Source organism: Streptomyces sp. WMMB 322, assembly GCF_900090145.1.
Taxonomy (GTDB): domain Bacteria; phylum Actinomycetota; class Actinomycetes; order Streptomycetales; family Streptomycetaceae; genus Streptomyces.
On the sequence record NZ_FMHI01000004.1, the window covers coordinates 54,299 to 76,272 of the forward strand.

The 21,974-nt window shown below is 72.2% G+C and carries 19 protein-coding genes; 10 read left to right on the forward strand and 9 right to left on the reverse strand.

Translation table 11 applies throughout. The annotated features are described in order from the left end of the window. Window positions 1-105: 105 nt before the first annotated feature. Window positions 106-1,092, forward strand: coding sequence for a sirohydrochlorin chelatase (locus tag H180DRAFT_RS08265; RefSeq protein ID WP_074466696.1), 987 nt, complete (start codon window positions 106-108; stop codon window positions 1,090-1,092). Next, entirely contained in the window at window positions 1,076-2,218 is a 1,143-nt protein-coding gene (gene cobC, locus H180DRAFT_RS08270; RefSeq protein ID WP_055485601.1) for an Rv2231c family histidinol phosphate aminotransferase CobC, read from the forward strand. The genes H180DRAFT_RS08265 and cobC overlap by 17 nt, the downstream gene beginning before the upstream one ends. Window positions 2,219-2,368: 150 nt before the next feature. Here the strand turns inward: cobC and H180DRAFT_RS28505 are convergent, their stop codons facing one another. From H180DRAFT_RS28505 to H180DRAFT_RS08290, 3 genes are all read right to left on the reverse strand, one after another. Continuing rightward, window positions 2,369-4,090 (reverse strand): carboxyl transferase domain-containing protein, encoded by a 1,722-nt coding sequence (locus tag H180DRAFT_RS28505; RefSeq protein ID WP_079099945.1) that lies wholly within the window; start codon window positions 4,088-4,090, stop codon window positions 2,369-2,371. Next, complete coding sequence (locus H180DRAFT_RS08285; RefSeq protein WP_055485351.1) at window positions 4,083-5,543, reverse strand: acyl-CoA synthetase; 1,461 nt, start codon at window positions 5,541-5,543, stop codon at window positions 4,083-4,085. The genes H180DRAFT_RS28505 and H180DRAFT_RS08285 overlap by 8 nt, the downstream gene beginning before the upstream one ends. A 124-nt stretch (window positions 5,544-5,667) precedes the next feature. Further along, window positions 5,668-7,083: an SLC13 family permease gene (locus tag H180DRAFT_RS08290; RefSeq protein ID WP_055485352.1), complete on the reverse strand. Its 1,416-nt coding sequence runs from the start codon at window positions 7,081-7,083 to the stop codon at window positions 5,668-5,670. A 216-nt stretch (window positions 7,084-7,299) separates the two neighbouring features. On the opposite strand from H180DRAFT_RS08290, the gene H180DRAFT_RS08295 reads away from it, so the two are divergent. Then, window positions 7,300-8,028, forward strand: a complete 729-nt coding sequence (locus H180DRAFT_RS08295) for a FadR/GntR family transcriptional regulator (protein WP_055485353.1) — start codon at window positions 7,300-7,302, stop codon at window positions 8,026-8,028. Between the two features lie 109 nt (window positions 8,029-8,137). Here H180DRAFT_RS08295 and H180DRAFT_RS08300 read toward each other — a convergent pair whose 3' ends face one another. Continuing rightward, entirely contained in the window at window positions 8,138-9,583 is a 1,446-nt protein-coding gene (locus H180DRAFT_RS08300; RefSeq protein ID WP_055485354.1) for an amidase, read from the reverse strand. Between the two features lie 77 nt (window positions 9,584-9,660). Continuing rightward, window positions 9,661-10,752, reverse strand: coding sequence for an amidohydrolase family protein (locus H180DRAFT_RS08305; RefSeq protein ID WP_055485355.1), 1,092 nt, complete (start codon window positions 10,750-10,752; stop codon window positions 9,661-9,663). A 445-nt stretch (window positions 10,753-11,197) separates the two neighbouring features. Here H180DRAFT_RS08305 and ectA point away from each other — a divergent pair, with 445 nt between their 5' ends. From ectA to H180DRAFT_RS08330, 5 genes are all read left to right on the forward strand, one after another. Next, on the forward strand, window positions 11,198-11,776 hold the full coding sequence (gene ectA, locus H180DRAFT_RS08310; protein WP_254665933.1) for a diaminobutyrate acetyltransferase: 579 nt from the start codon (window positions 11,198-11,200) through the stop codon (window positions 11,774-11,776). 142 nt (window positions 11,777-11,918) lie between these two features. Next, window positions 11,919-13,187 carry a diaminobutyrate--2-oxoglutarate transaminase gene (ectB, locus tag H180DRAFT_RS08315; protein WP_055485357.1) on the forward strand — a complete coding sequence of 423 codons (1,269 nt, stop codon included), beginning with the start codon at window positions 11,919-11,921 and terminating at the stop codon, window positions 13,185-13,187. Window positions 13,188-13,265: 78 nt separating this feature from the next. Then, on the forward strand, window positions 13,266-13,667 hold the full coding sequence (locus H180DRAFT_RS08320) for an ectoine synthase (RefSeq protein WP_055485358.1): 402 nt from the start codon (window positions 13,266-13,268) through the stop codon (window positions 13,665-13,667). Window positions 13,668-13,774: 107 nt separating this feature from the next. Beyond that, complete coding sequence (thpD, locus tag H180DRAFT_RS08325) at window positions 13,775-14,674, forward strand: ectoine hydroxylase (protein WP_055485359.1); 900 nt, start codon at window positions 13,775-13,777, stop codon at window positions 14,672-14,674. A gap of 134 nt (window positions 14,675-14,808) precedes the next feature. Beyond that, window positions 14,809-15,648 carry a DUF1989 domain-containing protein gene (locus H180DRAFT_RS08330; protein ID WP_055485360.1) on the forward strand — a complete coding sequence of 280 codons (840 nt, stop codon included), beginning with the start codon at window positions 14,809-14,811 and terminating at the stop codon, window positions 15,646-15,648. 136 nt (window positions 15,649-15,784) lie between these two features. Here the strand turns inward: H180DRAFT_RS08330 and H180DRAFT_RS08335 are convergent, their stop codons facing one another. Next, window positions 15,785-17,302: an aldehyde dehydrogenase (NADP(+)) gene (locus tag H180DRAFT_RS08335; protein ID WP_055485603.1), complete on the reverse strand. Its 1,518-nt coding sequence runs from the start codon at window positions 17,300-17,302 to the stop codon at window positions 15,785-15,787. A 136-nt stretch (window positions 17,303-17,438) separates the two neighbouring features. Here H180DRAFT_RS08335 and H180DRAFT_RS08340 point away from each other — a divergent pair, with 136 nt between their 5' ends. Beyond that, window positions 17,439-18,209 carry an IclR family transcriptional regulator gene (locus tag H180DRAFT_RS08340; RefSeq protein WP_055485361.1) on the forward strand — a complete coding sequence of 257 codons (771 nt, stop codon included), beginning with the start codon at window positions 17,439-17,441 and terminating at the stop codon, window positions 18,207-18,209. 77 nt (window positions 18,210-18,286) lie between these two features. Further along, window positions 18,287-18,676 (forward strand): DUF952 domain-containing protein, encoded by a 390-nt coding sequence (locus tag H180DRAFT_RS08345; protein ID WP_055485362.1) that lies wholly within the window; start codon window positions 18,287-18,289, stop codon window positions 18,674-18,676. Between the two features lie 120 nt (window positions 18,677-18,796). On the opposite strand, the gene H180DRAFT_RS08350 is transcribed toward H180DRAFT_RS08345, so the two are convergent. The 3 genes from H180DRAFT_RS08350 to H180DRAFT_RS08360 all read right to left on the reverse strand — a co-directional run bounded on the left by H180DRAFT_RS08350 (window position 18,797) and on the right by H180DRAFT_RS08360 (window position 21,900). Then, complete coding sequence (locus tag H180DRAFT_RS08350; protein ID WP_055485363.1) at window positions 18,797-19,390, reverse strand: carboxymuconolactone decarboxylase family protein; 594 nt, start codon at window positions 19,388-19,390, stop codon at window positions 18,797-18,799. A 120-nt stretch (window positions 19,391-19,510) separates the two neighbouring features. Then, entirely contained in the window at window positions 19,511-20,839 is a 1,329-nt protein-coding gene (locus tag H180DRAFT_RS08355) for a hypothetical protein (protein ID WP_055485364.1), read from the reverse strand. Next, window positions 20,839-21,900: a 5-dehydro-4-deoxyglucarate dehydratase gene (locus H180DRAFT_RS08360; protein ID WP_079099946.1), complete on the reverse strand. Its 1,062-nt coding sequence runs from the start codon at window positions 21,898-21,900 to the stop codon at window positions 20,839-20,841. The genes H180DRAFT_RS08355 and H180DRAFT_RS08360 overlap by 1 nt, the downstream gene beginning before the upstream one ends. Window positions 21,901-21,974: the final 74 nt, after the last annotated feature.

Sequence of the window (21,974 nt, forward strand, 5' to 3'; positions counted from 1 at the left end):
CACGTCCTCGTCCCGCACGGGGAGTTCACCGGACGCCGCCGACGAGAGCGGCGCGCCGCGCGCTACCGTCCCCGTCAGGGACAGCCAGCACAGCAAGGAGAACCCGTGACGCACCCTCCCGCCCTGCTCCTCGTCGGTCACGGCGTCCATGCCGGCGAAGACGCCGAGGACCTGCGGTCGTTCGCCGGCGACCTCGCCGAGCGCAATCCGGACATAGCCGTGGCCGTCGGCCTCGGCGAACTCTCCCCGCCGGCGGCCGACTCCGTCGCCGGGCTCGTCGAGCGAGGCGTGAGGAACTTCGCGGCGGTGCCCCTGATGCTCACCCCCGACAGCCGGGCGAAGGACGACATCCTCGCCGCGCTGGCCCGCGAGGAGGAACGGCACCCCGGGATCTCCTGCACCTGCGGGCGGGCCCCGGGCCCGGACCCGGCACTCCTGCCGGTGCTGGAGCGCCGCATCGAGGAGGCACTGGACGGGGGCACCGGAAGCGGGGGCCGCGCAGCCCGCTCCCCCGGCGACCGCGCCGGCACGACAGTGCTGCTCGTCGGGCGCGGATCGACCGAGCCCGACGCCAACGCCGAGCTGCACAGGGCGGCGCGGCTGCTGTGGGAGGGGCGCGGATACGCGGGCGTGGAGGTCGCGTTCGTCTCGCTCGCCGCGCCCGACGTGGCCTCGGGCCTGGACCGGTGCCGCAAGCTGGGCGCGAAGAGGGTCGTGCTGCTGCCGTACTTCATCTTCGAGGAGGGCCTCCCGGAGCGCGCCCGCATGCAGGCGCAGGGCTGGTCCGCCGCGAACCCCGACGTGGACGTCGTGAACGCCGGCGTCATCGGCGCGACCGGCGAACTGGCGGACGTCGTTCTGCAGCGCTACCGGGAGGCGGCCGGGGACGGGCCGAGGGCGTGCTGCGAGGCCTCCGTCCACCCCGTCACGCAGCCCGGTGCCGGGGACGGAAGCGAGCAGCCGACCGGGCAGCCGCACTCCGCTCCGCACGACGGCGACCGGCGGAACGGGCTGGAACAGGCGCAGGACCGCGGCCACGGCAAGCCGGACGGTGACGAGCACGATGCCGACGGCGATGCGCCCTCCCACTGAGAGCGGGACGGCACGGGAGGCGGGGCTGCTGCGGCACCACGGCGACGCCGAAGTGCGGGACGCCGGGCGGGAGTTGACCGACCTCGCGGTCAACGTCCGCACGGGCACTCCCCCACCCTGGCTCAAGGCCCGCATCGCAGCCTCGCTCGACTCGCTGGCCGCCTACCCCGACGGCCGCGCCGCCCGCCGGGCAGTGGCGGCCCGGCACGGTCTCGCCGACGAGCAGGTGCTGCTCACCGCCGGAGCGGCCGAGGCGTTCGTACTGCTGGCCCGCGCCCTCACCGCGCGTCAGCCGGTCGTCATACACCCGCAGTTCACCGAGCCGGAGGCGGCCCTGCGGGACGCCGGGCACGACGTGGAGCGCGTGCTGCTGGGCGCCGGCGACGCGTTCCGGCTCGATGCCGCGGCCGTGCCTGCGGGCGCGGACCTCGTCGTCGTCGGCAATCCGACCAACCCGACCTCGGTGCTGCATCCGGCGGAGACGCTCGTGCGACTGGCGCGGGAGGGGCGGACGCTGGTCGTCGACGAGGCGTTCATCGACGCGGTGCCCGGCGAACGGGAGTCCCTGGCACCGCTGTTGGCTTCCCGCCCGGGGTGCACGCCGCTCCCGGGCCGCGTCGTGGTGCTCCGCAGCCTCACCAAGACCTGGGGCCTGGCCGGCCTGCGCATCGGGTACGTCCTCTCCGACCCCGCGACGGTCGACCGGCTGGCGCGGCACCAGCCGCTGTGGCCCGTGTCGGCTCCGGCCCTGACCGCGGCGGAGGCGTGCTGCGAACCGCACGCGCTCGCCGAGGCCGAGGAGGCGGCGCGGCAGGTCGCCCGTCACCGTGGCCATCTGCTCGCGCGGCTGGGCGAGTTCGCGCCCGCGGGCCTGGAGGTGCAGGGCCCGCCGGAGGCCCCGTTCATCCTGGTGCGGCATCCGCGGGCCGCGGCTCTCCGCGAGGATCTGCGGTCGCTGGGTCTCGCGGTGCGGCGCGGCGACACCTTCCCCGGGCTGGGGCCGCAGTGGCTCCGCATCGCCGTACGGGACGAGGAGTGCACGGACCGGCTGGCAGCAGCGCTCCGTGAACTGCTGGGCGGGGACGCACAGGTGCCGGGCAGGCCCGCACCCGGCGGGGGCGGCTGAGGAAGACGCACCGGCGAGGAGCGCCCCGAAGTCCCGCGCGGACGGCAGGGCGAACCCGGCCGACGGCCGGGAGCCCCGGGGCAGTTCGCCATGGAGGCGCGCCCGTCGGCGTCCCCGGCGGGAACGTCCGGATGTGGAAACCGCCCGGGTTCAGGCGGCGTCGCTCTGCGAGGCTCCGTCCCGTGGCCCGACGACCGCCCGTGCCACACCCAGCCGCACGACGTCCTGAGGGCGCAGCATGAGCTCGTCCGCGGTCGCGGCCGCCTCCTGCTCCGGGCGTTTGAGGATCGCGGCCGCGAGTTCGGGTGCGATCACGGAGAAGTAGCTGTCGGGCGTGACCCAGAGCCTGCCCGGTGCGGCGAGCGCCAGCGCGCCGCCCGAGCCGCCCTCCCCGATCAGCAGCGAGGTCACGGGCACCGCTGCCTCCGCGACGGCGGCGAAGACTTCGGCGATCGCCGGTCCGGCGCCGGCGCTCTCGGCCTCGGCGTCGTTGGCGGCGCCGGGGGTGTCGATGAGGGTCAGGACGGGGATTCCCAGCCGGTCGGCGGTACGGATGAGCCGGGCCGCGGTGCGGAAACCGGCGGGGCGGGTGGCGGTGCCCGTCTGTGCCGCGTAGGCGATCGTCCGGCCGCCGCGGCGCCCGAAGCCGCACAGCATTCCCGCGTCGACGCCGCCGCACCGGTCTCCGCGCACCTCCTCTCTCCAGTCGAAGTAGTCGTCCAAGTAGGCGGCGGCGCGCGGCCGTCGAACGGTACGAGCACGCGCCACCGCCTCCTGCCCGCTCAGGGGGACGGCCTGGGCGTCCCGCCGGCCGGGGCCGGCGGAAGAGGCTCCGGCGGGCAGGGCCTGCGGGGGCTGCGGGGGCTGAGAGACCTCCTCCTGGGTCCGGGAGGTCTGCGGTGCCCCCGCGGTCCCGGGGCTCTGCGGGCCTGGGGTCGCCGCGTGCGTCGGCGTCCGCGAGGACGGGGTGCGGGACGGCAGCGCGCGGGGCGGGGGTGCCGGGCCGCCACCGCCGCCGGTCAGCAGGGTGAGCCAGCGCTCCAGCGCAACGGCGAGCCGCGTCTCCTCCACGATCTGGTCGACGTGTCCCGCGGCGTGCTGGCCCTCCGCCGTGTAGGCGGCCGGGTCGGCGCCCCCGGGCCGCACCCGGGAACCGGCGAAGGCGACCTGTGCCCCCGGCAGGGCGAGCACGACGTCCGCGCCGGCGCCGAGCGTCGCCCAGCCGCCACCGGTGGCGGGGTCGCGGAGCACGGCGAGCTGCGGCACCCCGGCGCGGCGCGCGAGGACCGACTCCCGTGCCACACGCTGGAGTTGGCTGAGAGCGACCATGCCCTCCTGCATGCGGCTGCCACCGGTGGCAATCAGCGACACCAGCGGCAGACGGTGCGCGCGGGCATGCGCGTAGGCGGCGGCGATGCTGTCACCGGTGTGCGCGCCGAGCGAGCCTCCGAGATACCCGAACTCGAAGGAGATCAGAACCGCTTCCGCCCCGGCGGCGCTGTCCTCACCGTCGCCTTCGCCGCCTTCACCGCCTTCGCCGCCTTTGCCGCCTTCGCCGCCGTCACGGTTCTCGTCTGCCGCGCCGCCGCCGATCCGGGCGGTGCCGCACACCACCGACTCGCTCTCGCCGGTGCGTTCACGCGCACGCTCGCGTGCGGCACCGTAACCGCGCCAGTCGAGCGGCCCGTCCGGCTCCTCGCGGCCGCCCGGCCCGGCCGCGCCGGGGACAGGTGACTCGAACTCCGAGAAGCCGCTCGCGACGGCCCTGATGGCGGCGCGCGCCGACGAGCCGAGCCGGCCACCGGACTCCGCGCCGGTCTCACGGCCGGGACCGCCGCCGGGTTCACGGCCTTCGCGGGGCGTGTCAGTCATGGAGCGCCCGCTTCATCAGCTTGCCCATGTCGTTGCGCGGCAGCGCCTCGCGGAAGCGCACGACTCGCGGCCGCTTGTGCGGAGAGAGCTGCTCGGCCACGTGGTCGGCCAGCTCCTGCTCGCCCGGGCGCCGGGCTCCGGGCACGATCCACGCGACGATGCGTTCGCCGAGGTCGTCGTCGCTCTCGCCCGTCACGGCGGCCTCCTTCACATCGGGGTGCTCCAGCAGCGCGTTCTCGATCTCGCCCGCCCCGATCTTGTAGCCGCCGCTCTTGATGATGTCGGTGGCCTTGCGGCCGACGATCCGTACGTACCCGTCGGGGTCGCGTGTCGCCATGTCGCCCGTACGGAACCAACCGCCGTCGAAGGCCTCGGCCGTGGCGTCGGGCCGGTTGAGGTATTCGGTGAAGAGGTTGCGTCCGCGGACCTGGATCTCGCCAACCGTCTCCCCGTCCATGGCCTCGACGGCCCGGCCGTCCTCGTCGACCAGCCGCAGCTCCACCCCGTCGAGCGGGACGCCCACCGTGCCCGCCCGGCTCTCCCCGTCGGCCCGCACGCTGGTGTTCATCAGCGTCTCCGTCATGCCGTACCGCTCGACGATGCGCCGGCCGGTGGCGGCGGCGATCCGCTCGTGGTCGTGCACCGGCAGTGCGGCGGACCCTGACACCAGCAGCCGGGCACCGGCCAGCGCCCGGGCCAACTGCGCGTCGTCGCCCACCTCTTCGGCGATGCGGTGGTACATCGTCGGCACGCCGAAGAGCATCGTGGCACCGCCCTGAAGGGCCTGCCGCACGCCGTCGGTGGAGAAGCGCCCGAGGTGGTGGACGGTGGCGGCGCGGCGCAGCGGGCCGAGGATGCCGAGGATGAGCCCGTGCACGTGGAAGAGCGGAAGGCCGTGCACGAGAACGTCCTCCTCCGTCCACTGCCACGCGTCCCGGAGCGCGTCCAGGGTGGCGGTGAGGGCGCGGCGGGGCAGGACGGCGCCCTTGGGCGGCCCGGTGGTGCCGGAGGTGTAGACGATCAACGCCGGTGACTCCTCGCCGGGCTCGGCCGGGAGCGCGGCGGTGCCGGGCCGGGGCACTGCACCGGCACCGGCCTCGACGGCGGTCTCGACGGTGGTGCGCGGCAGCGTGCCCAGCGCGGCGGGAAGCTCCGCACCACCCTCCGCAAGTACCAGGCCCGGCTCGCTGTCGCCGAGGATGTGGGCCAGTTCGCGTTCGCCGATCTTCGGATTGAGCGGGACGACGGGCGCTCCGGCGAGGAGCGCGGCGACCACCGCGACGCTCGTCTCCATCGTGGGGGTGGCCCAGACGGCGACCCTCCGTCCGGGGGTGAGCTCCGCGGCGAGCGCCCCCGCCATGCGCGCGAGTCCGGAGTAGGTGAGGGTCTGCTCGCCGAACCGCAGAGCGGTCTTGTCGGACGGGCGGGTCAGCGCCGGGAAGAGGGTGGACACGGGGGCTCCTCACAGGGTCCTGCTCGCGGTGCGGTCTCTGGGCTGTGCGGCCGAGCGGCCGCTGCGGCTGTGGGCGCGGACCGGGTGCCGCCGCCTCCTGACGGTCCCGGTGCCCGGGTACGCCTCACCCGAACCCGGGCACGACCATGGTCAGCCAGATCAGTGCCGGCACGGCGGCGGTCACCACGCCGCCGTAGATCATCAGCTGTCGGAAGAAGCGGTCCCTGTCGACCTCTTCGGCGCTCGCCAGTACCAGCGCTCCGTTGGTGGAGAACGGGCTGACGTCGACGACGGTGGCGGACACCGACAGCGCGGCGACCATGCCGACGACTCCGATCTCGCCCTTCTCCAGGAACGGCACGACGAGCGGGATGAGTGCGCCGATGATGCCGGTGGACGATGCGAAGGCAGAGACGAAGCCTCCGATGTAGCAGAACAGCAGCGCGGCGACCAGCGGGAGCGAGATGGCGGCGACGCCTTCGCCGGCCCATTCGATCGTGCCCATCTCGTCCAGGACGTTGACGTAGGTGAGCATGCCGCACACCAGAAGGACGGTCGGCCATGCGATGCCGCTGATCGCCTTCTTGCTGTCGGCGGGCCAGATGACGGCGAGCACGACGGCCAGCGCGATGGCGGTCAGGCCCGCGTCGAGGTCGAAGCCGAGCACGGCGACCACGAGCAGGACGAGACCGGTGAGCGTGGCGGCCCGCGCGGGGGTGAGGCGCTCGGCTCCGTCAGGCACGCCGCCGGCTCCGCCGGAGCGGTCCGGGCCCGTCCTCTCGCGGGTCTGCGTCGCCACTGCGGTGCCGACGGCGCCGGCCTGCGCCCCTGCGGCGGCAGGGGCACCGGAGCCTCCGGAGGCGCCGCCGGTGCCGGGTGCGCCGCCGGCGGCGGGGCCCCTGCTCCCGTCCGGCCCCGCGTCCTCCGCCCTGGTTCCGCGCAGTCCCATGCCGCCGCAGGCGATGAAGATGACGGCCGCGATGACGAGGTTGACGACGAGGCTGGCGGCGAAGAGGGCGAGCTCGTTGCCGGGCAGGCCCTCCCTGGCGACGATGCCGTTGACCGTCGATCCGTAGATGCTGATGGGCGAGAAGCCGCCCGCCTGGGCTCCGTGCACGACGAGTGCGCCCATGAGCAGCGGATGGATGCGGTACTTCGCCGCGAAGCCCATCGCGATGGGCGCGACGATGGCGACCGCCGCGGGGCTGACCGCTCCGATGGCGGTCAGCACGCCCGTGACTGCGAACATCACCCACGGGATGAGGACGATGCGGCCGCGCACGGCCTTGATCCCGGCGTGCACGAGCCAGTCGGTCGTGCCGTTGGCGCGGGCGATGGCGAAGAAGTAGGTGACGCCGACGAGGACGACGAAGAGGTCGCCGGGGAACCCGGCGAAGACCTTCTCCGAGTCGAAGCCCGCTGCCAGCGTGCCGACGCCGAAGGCGGCCGCGAAGGCGAGGGCTCCCATGTTGACGGAGCGGGTCGTGGCGACGACGAAGATCACCGCCAGCACCAGGATCGATATGAGTTCGGCGGACATGAGGGCTCCCGTCCTTGGGCGCCGGAGGGCGGACAGCGGATCTGAGACGGCCAAAGTGGCGCAATGGCCAAGTGGCTGAACCAAAATCCCCGGCGGTCTGCCGGGTGTCAATGCTTCGGGCGAAATTGGTCCAGCCACTTTGCCACCGGCCCATCAGGCCACTCATCTGCGGTGTTACGCTCCTGGCCAGGAAATCCAGGGGGCAGAGGGGGCCGCATGACCGACGACGCGCTGCGACCGATGACCCGTCCACGCCTGTACGAGCAGGTCCTGGACCGGTTGCGTGCCTACGCCGTCGATCACGAACTCAGCACCGGCGACCGCCTTCCGCCCGAGCGCGAACTCGCCCAGCGGCTGGGGGTGAGCCGCTCCTCCGTCAAGCAGGCGGTGGTCGTCCTGGAGGTGCAGGGGCTCGTCGAGACCCGTCACGGCGGCGGCACTTATCTGGTGCGCGACACCCTCGACGCGGAGCCCGTCGAGCGGCTCGTGGAACGCCGGCGGCGCCTGCCCGACGTGCTCGAGGCACGCGAGGCGCTGGAGACGAAGCTCGCCGAACTGGCGGCGGAGCGCCGCACCGACGAGGACATCGAGGCGATGCGCACCGCTCTGCGTGCCATGGAGTCGGACATCTCGGAGGGGGGCCACGGCGTGGACGGCGACCGCCGCTTCCACGCGGCCGTCACCGCCGCCGGACACAGCACTCTGCTCGCGGAGTTCATGGGCTCGATCTCCGAGCCGGTCGCCGAGAGCCGCAACGAGTCGCTGCGCCAGCCCGGGCGCCCCACCCGCTCCCTCGAACAGCACGCGCGCATCCTCGCCGCCATCGAGCGGGGCGACCCGAAGGGCGCGGCCGCGGCGATGCGCCGTCATGTGCGTACGGTGGCCAAGGTCCGCCTGCTGGAGTGGAATCCGGACGAGGGCGGCAAGGGCGAACCGGACCGCTGACGTCCCTCCGGGACGCGCCCGTCACGCCCCTCCCGGCTCGGCGCCGCCGGCCGGCGGCGCCGAGCGCCCCCGTCGAACGTCCCCGGGTCCTTCGCAAGCTCCCGGCCGCTCAGCCCAGCAGTGCCGGCCGCACCCGCTCAACCCAGCGAGTCTCCCGTTCGTAGGCGTGCGCCAGCCGCAGCAGCCCGAAGTCGCCGCGGTGCCTCCCGATGAGCTGGACGCCCATGGGCAGGCCGCTCTCGCCGAAGCCGGCGGGCACGGCGATCGCCGGCACCCCGGCCAGCGTCCACGGCACCACCGTCTCCATCCACCGGTGATAGGTGTCCATCTCCCGCCCGCCGACGCGCTCGGGCCAGCGGGCCCCCTTGTCGAACGGGAAGACCTGCGCGGCCGGGGCGAGGACGTAGTCGTACTCCGCGAGGAACTCCGTCAGCGCCGCGAACCAGCGGTCCCGCGACTGCGCCGCGGCGGCGACGTCGAGCGCACCGAGCTCCAGCCCGCGCTCGATCTCCCAGACCGCCTCCGGCTTCATGCGCCCGCGCGTTTCCGGGTCCGAGTACAGGCCGTGCCGCTCCAGGTTCGCGAGCCCGCGCAAGGTCAGGAACGTCCGCCAGATCTCCTCGGGCCCGAAGTCCGGTTGTGCCTCGGTCACTTCGCACCCCAGGGCCTCGAAGGCGGCGAAGGACGAACGGCACACCTCCAGCACGCCCGGCTCCGTCGCCAGCCGGCCTCCCCAGTCGCCGACCCAGGCCACGCGCACGCCGCGGAAGTCGCCGCCCTCCAGGCTCTCCCGGAACCGTCCGCCCTCTTCGGCACCGCCCAGGGGTGCACTGCCGTCGGGCCCCGCCATGACGGACAGCAGCCACGCCAGATCCGTGACGGTACGGGCCATGGGCCCCGCGGTGCCCAGCTGCGCGGAGAAGCCCGGCGTGGGCACCAGGCCCCAACTCGGGCGCATGCCAAAGACGTTGTTGAAGGCCGCGGGATTGCGCAGCGACCCCATGTAGTCGCTTCCGTCCGCCACCGGCAGCATCCGCAGCGCGAGCGCCGAGGCCGCGCCTCCGCTGCTCCCGCCGGCCGTGCGGGAGGGATCGTAGGCGTTGCCCGTGGCCCCCCACACGCTGTTGTACGTGTGCGAACCCAGGCCGAACTCGGGGGTGTTCGTCTTGCCGATGACCACCGCCCCCGCGCCCTTGAGCCGCTTGACGAACAGCGCGTCCTGCTGCGCCACGCGGTCCTTGTGCACCGGTGAACCCTCGCTCCAGGGCAGCCCGCGGGCCTCGGTCAGATCCTTCACGGCGTGCGGGAAACCGTGCATCCAGCCCAAGTACCGGCCGTTTCGCAGCTGTTCGTCGCGTTCCCGTGCCTGCCGCAGGGAGATCTCCGGGGCCTGCATGCCGACGATGGCGTTGACGTGCGGATTGACCGTGCTGATGTGCTCCAGGTACGCCTCCATGACCTCGACGCACGAGACCCGGCGCTCCGCTATGGCCCGGGACAGCCCGGTGGCGTCCCACGAGACGATCTCCCGCACAGTGCCTCCCGCTCCCCTCATCGCCGCTCCCGCCCGACCCGGCCGATGTGCGCGCCGGGCGCGGTCCCGCGGCCGGCCGGCTCCGCGGCGCGGCACATCTAACGGACGACCCCGCCCCGCAGCACCACGTGCCGCGGATCGTTCAGCACCCGTATGTCCGCACGCGGGTCCTCGGCGAAGACCAGGAGGTCCGCCGGAGCGCCCTCCTCCAGCCCCGGCCGCCCGAGCCAGCGACGCGCACCCCAGGTCGCCGCCGACAGCGCCTCGGCGGGCGGTATCCCTGCCGTGACCAGCTCCGCGACCTCCGCGGGGACGAGCCCGTGCGCCAGGGAACCACCGGCGTCGGTGCCTGCGTAGACGGGGATGCCCGCGTCGAAGGCGGCGCGCACGGTCTCGTAGCGGCTCTCGTGGAGCCGCATCATGTGCTCGGACCAGCGCGGGTACTTGGTGCCGACCCGCGCGAGCCGCGGGAACGTGGCGGTGTTGACGAGCGTGGGGACGATCGCGACCCCGCGCTCGGCGAAGAGCGGAATCGTCTCCTCGGTGAGTCCGGTCGCGTGCTCGATGCAGTCGATCCCGGCCTCGACCAGGTCACGGAGCGAATTCTCGGCGAAGCAGTGCGCGGTGACGCGTGCGCCCTCCTCGTGCGCCGCCGCGATGGCCTCCTCCAGCGCCCAGCGGGGCCAGCAGGGAGCGAGGTCGCCCTCGCCCCGGTCGATCCAGTCGCCCACGAGCTTGACCCAGCCGTCGCCGCGTTTGGCCTCGAGACGCACGTACGCCGCCAGGTCGCCGGGCTCGATCTCGTGGGCGTAGTTGCGGATGTAGCGCTTCGTGCGGGCGATGTGCCGGCCGGCGCGGATGATGCGGGGCAGGTCCTCGCGGTCGTCGATCCACCGGGTGTCGGAGGGCGAGCCCGCGTCGCGGAGCAGCAGGGCGCCGGCTTCCCGTTCGGTCAGCGCCTGCTTCTCGCTGGTGGCCTCGTCCACCGGGCCCTGCTGGTCGAGACCGACGTGGCAGTGCGCGTCGACGAGTCCGGGGAGAACCCAGCCCTCGGCGCCGAGGGTGTCCCGGCCGGTGCCCGGGGGGCGCTCGTAGGTGACGCGTCCGTCCACCACCCACAGTTCGTCCCGGATGTCCTCGGGCCCTGCCAGCACGCGCCCCTTGATGTGGAGATTGCCGCGGTCGCTCATGCCCGCACCCTATGAGGACTCACGGGGCTTCCTGCACCCGCCCGGCAGGGGCAGTACGGTGGCACGCATGCACACGGCGATGACTGCTCGCGCGTCCGGGAGGAAGCGGAAGGAAAAGATGCGGCATCGGAACCGTTGCGGGAGAATACATTTTCGCAACTATTATCAGCGTAGCCGCCCGTATTCTTCTTCCCGATTTCCACTTCTTTAAACGCTGCATTTTTTCACAGGTCATCATGGCGAAATTCGGGTCCGCCTCAAGGTCGTTACCGCAATGTGATGGACTCCACAAGTGGCCCGGTCGGCCCGGAAAAATGCGGAAATACCGGGACGGAACAAGATCCGGGACACACGTGTGCGCCTGCGCGCGATAACACACCATCCCGCGTCACGTAACCCCACCCCGCCGTGCGTTTTCGGATTCTGCTGGGTAAATTTAATACCCATGACCGCCGCACAAGCAGACCGTGCACGTGCCCGCAGTGATTTCCGGGAAATGCCGGAGGGGCTGACACTCGACGCTCCGCAACTCGATGACGGAGCGGCGCTCTGGCGCATCGCCCGCGACTCGCGGACGCTCGACCTCAACTCCTCCTACAGCTATCTCCTGTGGTGTCGCGACTTCGCCGCCACCTCCGTGGTCGCACGTGACGAGGGCGGTGAGCCGGTCGGATTCATCACCGGCTACGTACGCCCCTCACACCCGCGGACGCTGGTCGTCTGGCAGGTCGCCGTCGACGAGTCGGCGCGCGGCCGCGGACTGGCGGCGGCGATGCTCGACGGGCTGGCCCTGCGCACGGCCCGGGAACTGGGGACCGACGGGATCGAGACCACCGTCACCCCGGACAACACTCCCTCCAACCGCCTCTTCACCTCCTTCGCGGAGCGCCACGGCGCGGCGACGGAGAAGGAGGTGCTCTTCGATGCCGGAGTGTTCCCGGAGAGCGGTCACGAGCCCGAAATCCTCTACCGGATCGGCCCGTTGGCGTCCCTGAAGGACCCGGACCCGCTGACCGTGCACTGAGACTGCCGCGTTCCGCCGGCGCTTCGCGCCCCACAACTGAGAACCGCCCGCGATCCCTGCAGTCCCGCGATCCCTGCAGTCCCGCGATCCGACCCGCATCCGACCACTTCGACCGCACGCAACTCACTCCCAGGAGCACGCCGTGACCATCACGCAGCCCGACCTCAGTGTCTTCGAGACCGTCGAGTCGGAAGTACGCAGCTACTGCCGTGGCTGGCCCACGATCTTCGACCGGGCCCAGGGCTCACACATGTACGACGAGGACGGCCATACGTATCTGGACTTCTTCGCCGGAGCCGGAACGCTCAACTACGGCCACAACAACCCCGTGCTCAAACGCGCCCTGCTGGACTACCTGGAGCGTGACGGGGTCGTCCACGGCCTCGACATGAGCACCAGCGCCAAGCGTGCCTTCCTGGAGGCCTTCCAGGAGAAGATCCTTCAGCCCCGCGGCCTGAACCACAAGGTGATGTTCCCCGGCCCGACGGGCACCAACGCCGTCGAGGCCGCGCTGAAGCTGGCCCGCAAGGTCAAGGAGCGCGAGTCCATCGTCTCCTTCACCAACGCCTTCCACGGCATGTCGCTGGGCTCGCTCGCCGTCACCGGCAACGCCTTCAAGCGCGCCGGCGCGGGCATCCCGCTCGTGCACGGCACGCCGATGCCCTTCGACGACTATCTGGGCGGCAGCACCGAGGACTTCGTCTGGTTCGAGCGGCTGCTGGAGGACCAGGGCTCCGGCCTCAACAAGCCGGCGGCCGTGATCGTCGAGACCGTGCAGGGCGAGGGCGGAATCAACGTCGCGCGCGCCGAGTGGCTGCGTGACCTCTCCGACCTGTGCAAGCGGCACGACATGCTGCTCATCGTCGACGACATCCAGATGGGCTGCGGCCGCACCGGCGCCTTCTTCTCCTTCGAGGAGGCGGGGATCGAGCCGGACATCATCACGCTGTCCAAGTCCATCGGCGGTTACGGAATGCCGCTGGCCCTCACCCTCTTCAAGCCTGAGCTGGACATCTGGGAGCCGGGCGAGCACAACGGCACCTTCCGCGGCAACAACCCCGCGTTCGTCACGGCCACGGCCGCGTTCGAGACGTACTGGACCGATGACCAGACGGAGAAGCAGACTCTCTCCCGAGGTGAGCAGGTCGAGGCGGTTTTGCGGTCGATTTCGGAGGAACACAGCGAAGACGTTGCCGACTTCCGTGGGCGCGGGCTGGTATGGGGACTGGAGTTCCACGACAAGGACCGTGCGAACGCCGTCGCCAAGCGCTGCTTCGAGCTCGGTCTCCTCATCGAGACCTCGGGACCGCAGAGCGAGGTCGTGAAGCTGCTTCCGGCTCTCACGATCACTGCCGAGGAACTCGACGAGGGCCTGCGTGTGCTGGCCCGGGCGGTGCGCGAGACCGCGTAACCGCTTCGCTCACGGCCCGCCCCGGTTGCGTCCGGGGCGGGCCGGCCCCGTAATGAATAGAGAAAGGTACGCCACAACGTGATTGTTCGTTCGTTCAAGGACATCGAGGACACCGACCGTCACATCAAGTCCGCATCCGGCACCTGGGAAAGCAAGCGGATCGTGCTGGCGAAGGAGCGTGTGGGCTTCTCCCTGCACGAGACCGTGCTGTACGCGGGTACCGAGACTTCGATGTGGTACGCAAACCACGTCGAAGCCGTACTGTGCGTAGAGGGCGAGTCCGAACTCACCAACGATGAGACCGGTGAGAAGCATCTGATCACCCCCGGCACCATGTATCTGCTCGATGGGCACGAGAAGCACACAATGCGTCCCATTACCGACTTCCGGTGCATCTGTGTCTTCAATCCGCCCGTGACGGGCCGGGAGGATCACGACGAGAACGGCGTCTACCCGCTTCTCACCGAGCCTGACGACTGAGCCGCAGAGCTCGGCCGTTACAGGCCAGTACGGCGGCTTCTGCCGTCCGCGGCTATGGCCGCTCGCCCACCGAACAGGGCCGTACGAGAGGAGAGGAAGGCAACACAATGACCACCGCACCCGAGCGCACCGCCGACCTGTACCCGACTCGCGGAGCCACCGAGGTGGCCACCCCAAGGATGGACCCCGTCGTGTGGTCCGAACCGGGTACGCCGGGGCCCATCGAGCCCGCGGTTCTGGCGGAATACGAGCGGGACGGGTTCCTTGCGATCGACCAGCTCATCACTCCCGATGAGGTCGACATGTACAGCAGGGAACTGGAACGGCTCACCACGGATGCGGAGATCCGTGCCGACGAGCGCTCGATCATCGAGCCGAAGTCGGATGAGATCCGGACCGTGTTCGAGGTGCACAAGATCAGCGAGGTCTTCGCCGACCTGGTGCGGGACCCGCGGGTCGTGGGCCGGGCGCGACAGATCCTGGGCTCGGACGTCTACGTCCACCAGTCCCGGATCAACGTCAAGCCCGGCTTCGGTGCCACTGGCTTCTACTGGCACTCCGACTTCGAGACCTGGCACGCGGAAGACGGTCTTCCGGCGATGCGGACCGTGTCGGTCTCGATCGCACTGACCCGGAACTACGACACCAACGGCGGCCTGATGATCATGCCGGGGTCACACAAGACCTTCCTCGGCTGCGCGGGCGAGACGCCGAAGGACAACTACAAGCAGTCGCTGCAGATGCAGGACGCGGGCACACCGTCCGACGAGTCCCTGGCCAAGTTCGCCGACGCGCACGGCATCAAGCTCTTCACGGGCGAAGCCGGTTCGGCCACCTGGTTCGACTGCAACTGCATGCACGGAAGCGGTGACAACATCACTCCGTACCCGCGGAGCAACGTGTTCATCGTCTTCAACAGCGTGGAGAACGAGGCCGTGGAACCGTTCGCGGCCCCGGTCCGCCGTCCCGAGTTCATCGGAGCGCGCGACTTCACGCCGGTGAGGTGACGCGGCAACTGCCGCGCTGAGCCCGGTGGATGAGGGGGGAGGCCGCATGACGGCCTCCCCCCTTTTCCGGCCGGGCGCATTCCGGTGCGATCCTGCACCGTCCGGGAGCCCGACCGAGGGAGAGAGCCGAGCGCATGGCCGGCACCACCGCCGCCTACCAGGCAGACGAGGGCGGTCCGCTCGACGTCGACCGCGCCTTCTACGACAGGGTCGCCGCAGGATCCCGTGAACCCGTCGAGCGCTTCACCGTCCCCATCCGCTCCGGGCGCGCGTGGGAGGTTCCGGCGGGGCACCTGTGCCGCCTGGTGACGATCGACGGTCCGCAGGTCGCGGACCTCAACGTGTGGAACCGCCACGATCCGCGCGAGCGGCTCTGGGCCTCCCGCACACGGCAGTTGCAGCGCGCACACGTGAGCGTGTACGACCGGCTGTGGTCCACACTGCCGTTCCTGCGTCCGCTGCTGACCGTCACCGCGGACACGCTGGCCTCCTACGGGCGCGACGCCGACGGCGGCAGGGTGCACGACCTGCTGGGCACGCGCTGCGATCCGTACGTCAACCGCATGCTGAGCGGCGAGGACTTCGACTTCCACTGCCACTCGAACCTGGTGCGGGCCGTACTCCCCTACGGGCTCACCGAGTTCGACGTGCACGACGTGCTGAACGTCTTCCAGTGCACCGGACTCAACGACGACGACCAGTACTTCATGAAGGACTGCCCGGCCCGCCCGGGCGACCACTTCGAGTTCTTCGCCGAGATCGACCTGCTGTGCGCGCTGTCGACGTGTCCGGGCGGCGATCTGTCCGTGCCCATGTGGGGTCCGGGCTCCGACGTGGACCCCGTGGAGTTCTGCCATCCGGTCGGCGTGGAGGTCCACCGCGCCGACCCCGCCCTGCTGACCGGCTGGACGCCGCCGGAACCGGCCGCGTACCGCGGCATGCACGGCATGACCCGGCCCGAATGGCGCCCCTGAACATCCGTGCCGCGGCCGCTCACGTCCCGGTTCCGGGCGCCGGACTCCTCCTGTGCACGGTGCAGTTGAAGGACGTCCGGGCGGACTCGAAGGCGTGCGGCTCCCGTTGGCGGCGGCGCCTGTCTCCCCGTGCCGTTCAGTTCTCCCGGCGGCCGTCCACCCGGCGGGGCAGGCCCAGCGGGTTCGCGTCACGCAGTTCGGGCGGCAGCAGCGCCTCCGGCGCGTCCTGGTAGGCGACGGGGCGCAGCCAGCGTTCGATGGCGGTGGCCCCGACGGACGTCGACGTGGACGTCGTGGCCGGGTACGGGCCGCCGTGGTGCTGCGCGGGAGCGACGGCAACACCGGTGGGCCAGCCGTTGACGAGGACGCGGCCCGCCAGCGGCGTCAGCGTGGCGAGCAGTCGCGCGCCCTGGCCGCCGTCGCCCGCCGCCTCGGCGGCGCTGAGGTGCAGCGTGGCGGTGAGGTTGCCGGGCAGCCTGGAGAGGACCGAGGCGACCTCGTCGTCGTCCCGGTAACGCGCGACGACGGTGACGGGCCCGAAGCACTCCTCCAGCAGCACCTCGTACTGCGGCTGTCCGAGCTTCTCCGCCGGGACGGTGAGGAACCCGGCGCCGACCGACTGCTCGTCGTCGCCCGCCCCGGCGAGCACGGGGGCCTCCACGCCGTCCAGTTCGGTGCGGGCCTTGATCCCCTCGAGGAACGCCTCCCGCATCCTGCCGTCCAGCAGAGGGCCCTGCGCGGCCTTGCTCACCGCGGCCCGCAGCGCCTCCAGCATGCGGTCGCCGGCCTCGCCCGCGGGTGCGAGCACGAAGCCGGGCTTGGTGCAGAACTGGCCGGTGCCCATCGTCATCGACCCGGCGAGCCCCTCACCGATCTCCTCCGGGCGTTCGTCGGCGGCGGCGCCGGTGATGACGACGGGGTTGAGGGAGCCGAGCTCGCCGTGGAAGGGAATGGGGGTGGGACGGGAGGATGCGGCGTCGAAGAGGGCGCGCCCGCCCCGTACGGAACCGGTGAAGCCGACCGCCGAGACCAGCGGGTGCTTGACGAGTTCGACGCCGGCCTCGAAGCCGTGCACGACGCTCAGCACGTCCCCGGGCAGCCCCACCTCCGCCGCGGCGCGGCGCAGCGCGGCGCCGGTCAGCTCGGACGTCGCCGGGTGGTCCGGGTGCGCCTTGACGACGACGGGGCAGCCCGCCGCGAGAGCGCTCGCGGTGTCGCCTCCGGGCACGGAGAACGCCAGCGGGAAGTTGGACGCCGCATAGACCGCCACGACACCCAGCGGGATCTTGTAGCGGCGCAGATCGGGGCAGGGGGGCGTCGCGTCGGCGTCCTTGTGGTTGATGGTGACGCCGAGGTAGGCGCCGTCCTCGACCTCGTCGGCAAAGGCGCGCAACTGTGCCCGGGTGCGGGCCAGTTCGCCGGTCAGCCGGGGGCGTCCCAGCGCGGTCTCGGCGTCCGCGGTGGCGATGATCTCCTCACTCGCCGCGTCGAGCTGCCCGGCGGCCGCGCGGAGCAGCGCCGCACGCACGGTGCGGTCGGCGAACGGCTCCCTGGCAGCGTGCGCGGCCCTGACGGCCGCGTCCACCTCACCGGCCGTGGCCTCCGTGCCGACCTGTTCGCGCTGCTTTCCGGTCCGGGGGTCGACGCTCCACACTGGTGCTGCTGCCACGGCGGTCTCCTCCTGCCACGTGCCTGTCTCCGCAGAGACGTTGTTCGATATGCTGAACATCATCTCTGTCAGTGAACCTGCCGGGGAGCCTATGAGCGCCGCAACAAAGGGGTCAAGGACGATGTCAGCTGGCGAGACGGGTGCATCGCAGGTCAAGTCCGCCGTGCGCACTGTGGAGCTGCTCGAGTACTTCGCGGGACGGCCCGGGATGCACTCCCTCGCCGATGTCCAGGAAGCCGTCGGGTACCCCAAGTCCAGCCTCTACATGCTGCTTCGCACCCTCGTCGACCTCGGCTGGGTGGAGACCGACTCCACCGGCACACGCTACGGGATCGGCGTCCGCGCCCTGCTGGTCGGCACCTCCTACATCGACGGCGACGAGGCGGTGGCGGCCGCCCGTCCGACGCTCGACCGGCTCTCCGACGACACCACGGAGACCATCCACATGGCGCGGCTCGACGGCACGAACGTCGTCTACCTCGCCACCCGCCAGTCCCAGCACTACCTGCGTCCGTTCACCCGCGTCGGGCGGCGGCTGCCGGCGCACTCGACGTCCCTGGGCAAGGCGCTGCTCGCGACGTACGACGACGAGCAGGTGCGCAAGATGCTGCCGGAGACGCTTCCCTCGCTCACCGACAACACCCTCACCGACCGCGAGGCGCTGATCGAGGAACTCGCCCTGGTCCGGGAACAGGGCTACGCCGTCGACCGGGAGGAGAACACGCTGGGCCTGCGCTGCTTCGGCGTAGCCATCCCCTACCGGACACCCGCGCGGGACGCCGTCAGCTGCTCGGTTCCGGTCGCCAGGCTCACGCCCGCGCACGAACAGATGATCAAGGACGCGCTGTTCGACGCCCGCGACCGCCTCACCCTGGCGACGCGCCGTCTTTGAACCAGCCGCTGCGCCGGCCGGCGTCCGGCCGCGGTACCGGACGGCCGCGTGCCGCCGGCGGGACGTAACGTGGGCGCATGGCTGAGCTGTTGCACATCACGGAGCGTTCCTCGTGGGAGGCCGCACGCGCTGCCGGCACCTACGAGATGTCCACGCGTGGCCGCACCCTGGAGGAGGTCGGCTTCATCCACTGCTCGCTGAGGCATCAACTGCCGCAGGTGGCCGAGATGCTGTACAGCGACACCGACCCGTCGGCCCTGGTGGTGCTCGTCATCGACAGCGAGCGCCTCACCGCGCCGGTGCGCTTCGAGCCGCCCGAGCCGGCACTCCCCAACGCGGGCGGGGAGGACGGCGAGGGCGCCCGGGGCGGCGGCGCGGCAGAGGAATTCCCGCACATCTACGGGCCGTTGCCCGTCCCGGCGGTCGTCGCCGAGGAGCCCTGGCACGGGAACTCCCCCACGGTATAGGCGCGTTGTCCGCCTCCCCGGGCTGATGGGCCCGTACGGCCGCGGCGCACCGGCGCCCCTCCACACCGTGCGACGGCGCGGCCGTACGGGCCACGGCCGGCCCCGTGGGGCCGGCCCCTCTCAGGAGGCCGCGGCCCCCGCACCCCCGGCGGCCCCCTTCTGGACGGGCTGCACCGCGCACCGGTCGGAGAACCCCTGGCCGACGAGTCCGAGCGCCGCGTTCATGCGGGAGCGGTGGTTCTCGACGGCGACGATCGCCGCCAGCTCGACGAAGGCCTTCTCCCCCAGCCTGCCGATCAGCTCCTCGGTCATGGCGTCGGTCACCGCCGGCTCGGTCTCCGTCATCGCCTCGGCGAACTCCATGACGAGCAGCTCCAGTTCGCCGAACCGCTCCCGGTTCTCACGCCAGGCCGGGACGTACCGGATCTTCTCCATCGGCAGACCCAGGTCGTCCGCCAGCCAGTACCCGAAGTCCATGCACCAGGTGCAGCCGATGCGGGAGGCCGAGACCATCTCGGCGAGGTGCTTGAGACCGGGGTCAAGGTCACGCCACTTCGCCACGCGGGACTCGTACAGGGCGACGGCGCCGAGCACCCTCGGGTTGTGCCCGGCGGCCCTGAGCGGGTCCATGACCGCTCCGTACTTGCGGCGCGAGTACCACTCGGCGATGCGCAGCATGGGGCCGCGCGGCGGGTCGAGCGAGATGCGTGCCATGTGTGGTGCTCCTTCGTCCCTGGGTTCGCGGTGCCGGTGCCGGTGCCGGACCGCGGGCTGCGGCACGGCCGTCACCACTACGACGGGACAGGGCGCGCGGATGTGACACGCGCCGGCGGGTCACCCGGGCGGGCCCGCCTCGCCGAGCGTGCGCAGCGCCTCCTTCACGGCTGCGAGGTCGCAGTCCGGGGCGAGACCGGCGTGGTAGAGCCGCAGCTCGTGCGCGCCCAGTTCACGGGCGTGGGCCGCGTCGGCGGCGAGGCTGTGCGGGGAGCCGCCCATGCCGGAGACCACGGTGAAGTTCGCGGCGACGGTGAACCCGGCGGCCCGTCCGGATCCGTGGCCGGTGCCCGTGGCCTTGGCGGCGCCGCCGGTGGCGCCTGCCGTGGCCGCGGCGGCGAACGGGCCGACGGCGCCGCTGCGTCCGGCGGCGTCGCCCGAGCAGGGAATGACCACTCCGTCCGCGTCCGCCACCGCGTCGGCGGGCGCCGTGCCCGCGTTGGCGCCGAGGCGGTGCGGGGCGGGATCGGCGTGCAGCATCACTCTGAAATCCCCTCCCGTACGCGTCCGTGCCGCCGCTTCCCGCACCGCCGCGACGGCCTCCCGGCGCAGCCGCCGCGCGGCCGCGTCACGCCACGAGGCGCACAGCAACGCCGTCTGCGGGCCCAGCAGCTCACGCACCCGGGACCACTCCCCCTCCCGGTCCTGCTCCCGGTCCTGCTCCGCCCCTGAGGGCCGCGCCCCGGCTCCGGCGCCGCTCCAGGCGGGTTCCAGCGCGCCGCGCACAAGGGAGCGCAGCTCTTCCGGATCGGCACCGAGCGAGGCGTACCCGTCGCGGCACACCTCGCAGAAGCACAGCGACATCAGGTACTGGCCGGCGCCGCTCAGCCGTACTCCCCCGGTCTTGTCGTGCGCGTGCAGGTGCGCCAGCCCGTACCAGCCGCACGACTCCAGCTCCGTACCCGCGGTGTGCGGCCGCACCGCGGCCTCGGCGGCCAGGTCGACGAGATATTCGCGCACTTCGGGGCGCGCGATGCAGGGCGCCCAGGAGTAGTGGTCGCCGTAGGCGTTGCGGACGGTGATCCGCCGGTGCTCCTCGCCGAGACGGGAGTTGTGGGCCATCACGACCCAGGAGTGCACCTCCAGGCCGGCCTCGCTCAGGGCGCGCGCGGCCTCCCCGTATGGGCCTCCGGGATCACCGCTGTCCACCCAGTCCTGCTCGTACGGGCGCAGCCGGCGGCCACGCCAGCGGTCCGGGCCGGGCGGGTAGAGCACCGCGGAGTGCCGTGCCGTGACGATGCGGTGGCGTGGATGGCGCGGCGTGAGGGCGCGCACGGAGTGGTAGGCGGAGGCGAGGGTGACCTGGCTGATGCCGAGGGCAGCGAGGCGCCGCGGCGCGTCGGGGTCGCCCACGACGTCCCAGGGGTAGACGAAGGCACCGGCACGCATCAGCGGTGCCCGCCGCTGCGGCGAGCAGCGGCACCGCCGCCGGAACCGGCGGGAGAGCTGCCCGGCGAAGCCTCTGAGGAGACCAGCGCGAGCCCGTGCTCGATCAGCCGGGCCAGCTCCTCCACATGGGCCGCGGCGGGTTCCGACAGCGGCGGCCGCACCTGGCCCACGTCCAGCCCGCGCAGCCTCACTCCCGCCTTCACCAGCGAGACGGCGTAGCCGCGTCCGCGGTCGCGCAGTTCGACGAGGGGGCGGAAGAAGCCGTCGAGCAGACGGCCGACGCGGGCGTCGTCACCGGCGGTGAGGGCGCGGTGGAAGTCGAGGGCGATTTCGGGGGCGAAGCAGAAGACCGCGGACGAGTACAGCGTCACGCCCAGGCTGCGGTAGGCGAGGCCGGTCTGCTCGGCGGTGGGCAGTCCGTTGAAGTAGCGGAACCGGCCCGCGACTTCGGCCGGGACCTCGCTGCGGACCGTGCTGATGATCCGCTGCATCAGATCGAGGTCGCCCAGGCCGTCCTTGAGCCCGGCGATGCCGGGTGTACGCGCGAGTCGCGCGACCGTGGACGGGGCGAAGACCGCGTTGTCGCGCTGGTAGACGATGACGTCCAGAGCGGTGGCGGACGCCAGCGCGGTGTAGTGCCTCAGCAGGCCCTCCTGCGAGGGGACGACGAGATAGGGCGGCATCGCCAGCAGACCGTCCGCCCCTGCTTCCTCCGCGAGCGACGCGAACTGGCAGGCGAGCGCCGTGCCGTAGCCCGCACCGGCGACGACCGGCACCTCGCCGCGCGCCTCCTCGACGGCGACGGCCACGCAGTCGCGGAACTCCTGCGGAGTCAGCGCGTGGAACTCACCGGTGCCGCAGCAGGCGAAGACGGCTCCGGCACCGGCGTCCAGGCCGCCGCGCACGTGCGTGCGGAACGCGTCGAGGTCGAGCGAACCGTCCTTCCCGTACGCGGTGACGGGGAAGAAGAGCAGCCCGTCGAGCCGCGCGGACAGCGAGCGGGCCTCCCGAGCGGAAGTCCCCGGGGAGGAGGACGGCGAGGACGAGGACGGTGTGGTCATTGCGCGCTCCTGCTCAGGGCGGTACGGAAGCGAGCCGGGGCAGCGCGTCGCACCACCTCGGCTACCGTGCACGT

Coding starts and splice junctions, on each gene's coding strand:
- H180DRAFT_RS08290 (WP_055485352.1), bottom strand. CDS start 7,083: ATGTCCGCCGAACTCATATCGATCCTGGTGCTGGCGGTGATCTTCGTC.
- thpD (WP_055485359.1), top strand. CDS start 13,775: ATGACCACCGCACCCGAGCGCACCGCCGACCTGTACCCGACTCGCGGA.
- H180DRAFT_RS08350 (WP_055485363.1), bottom strand. CDS start 19,390: ATGGCACGCATCTCGCTCGACCCGCCGCGCGGCCCCATGCTGCGCATC.
- H180DRAFT_RS08345 (WP_055485362.1), top strand. CDS start 18,287: ATGGCTGAGCTGTTGCACATCACGGAGCGTTCCTCGTGGGAGGCCGCA.
- H180DRAFT_RS08360 (WP_079099946.1), bottom strand. CDS start 21,900: ATGACCACACCGTCCTCGTCCTCGCCGTCCTCCTCCCCGGGGACTTCC.
- H180DRAFT_RS08340 (WP_055485361.1), top strand. CDS start 17,439: ATGTCAGCTGGCGAGACGGGTGCATCGCAGGTCAAGTCCGCCGTGCGC.
- ectA (WP_254665933.1), top strand. CDS start 11,198: ATGACCGCCGCACAAGCAGACCGTGCACGTGCCCGCAGTGATTTCCGG.
- H180DRAFT_RS08295 (WP_055485353.1), top strand. CDS start 7,300: ATGACCGACGACGCGCTGCGACCGATGACCCGTCCACGCCTGTACGAG.
- H180DRAFT_RS08300 (WP_055485354.1), bottom strand. CDS start 9,583: ATGAGGGGAGCGGGAGGCACTGTGCGGGAGATCGTCTCGTGGGACGCC.
- H180DRAFT_RS08330 (WP_055485360.1), top strand. CDS start 14,809: ATGGCCGGCACCACCGCCGCCTACCAGGCAGACGAGGGCGGTCCGCTC.
- H180DRAFT_RS28505 (WP_079099945.1), bottom strand. CDS start 4,090: ATGACTGACACGCCCCGCGAAGGCCGTGAACCCGGCGGCGGTCCCGGC.
- cobC (WP_055485601.1), top strand. CDS start 1,076: ATGCGCCCTCCCACTGAGAGCGGGACGGCACGGGAGGCGGGGCTGCTG.
- H180DRAFT_RS08305 (WP_055485355.1), bottom strand. CDS start 10,752: ATGAGCGACCGCGGCAATCTCCACATCAAGGGGCGCGTGCTGGCAGGG.
- H180DRAFT_RS08355 (WP_055485364.1), bottom strand. CDS start 20,839: ATGCGTGCCGGTGCCTTCGTCTACCCCTGGGACGTCGTGGGCGACCCC.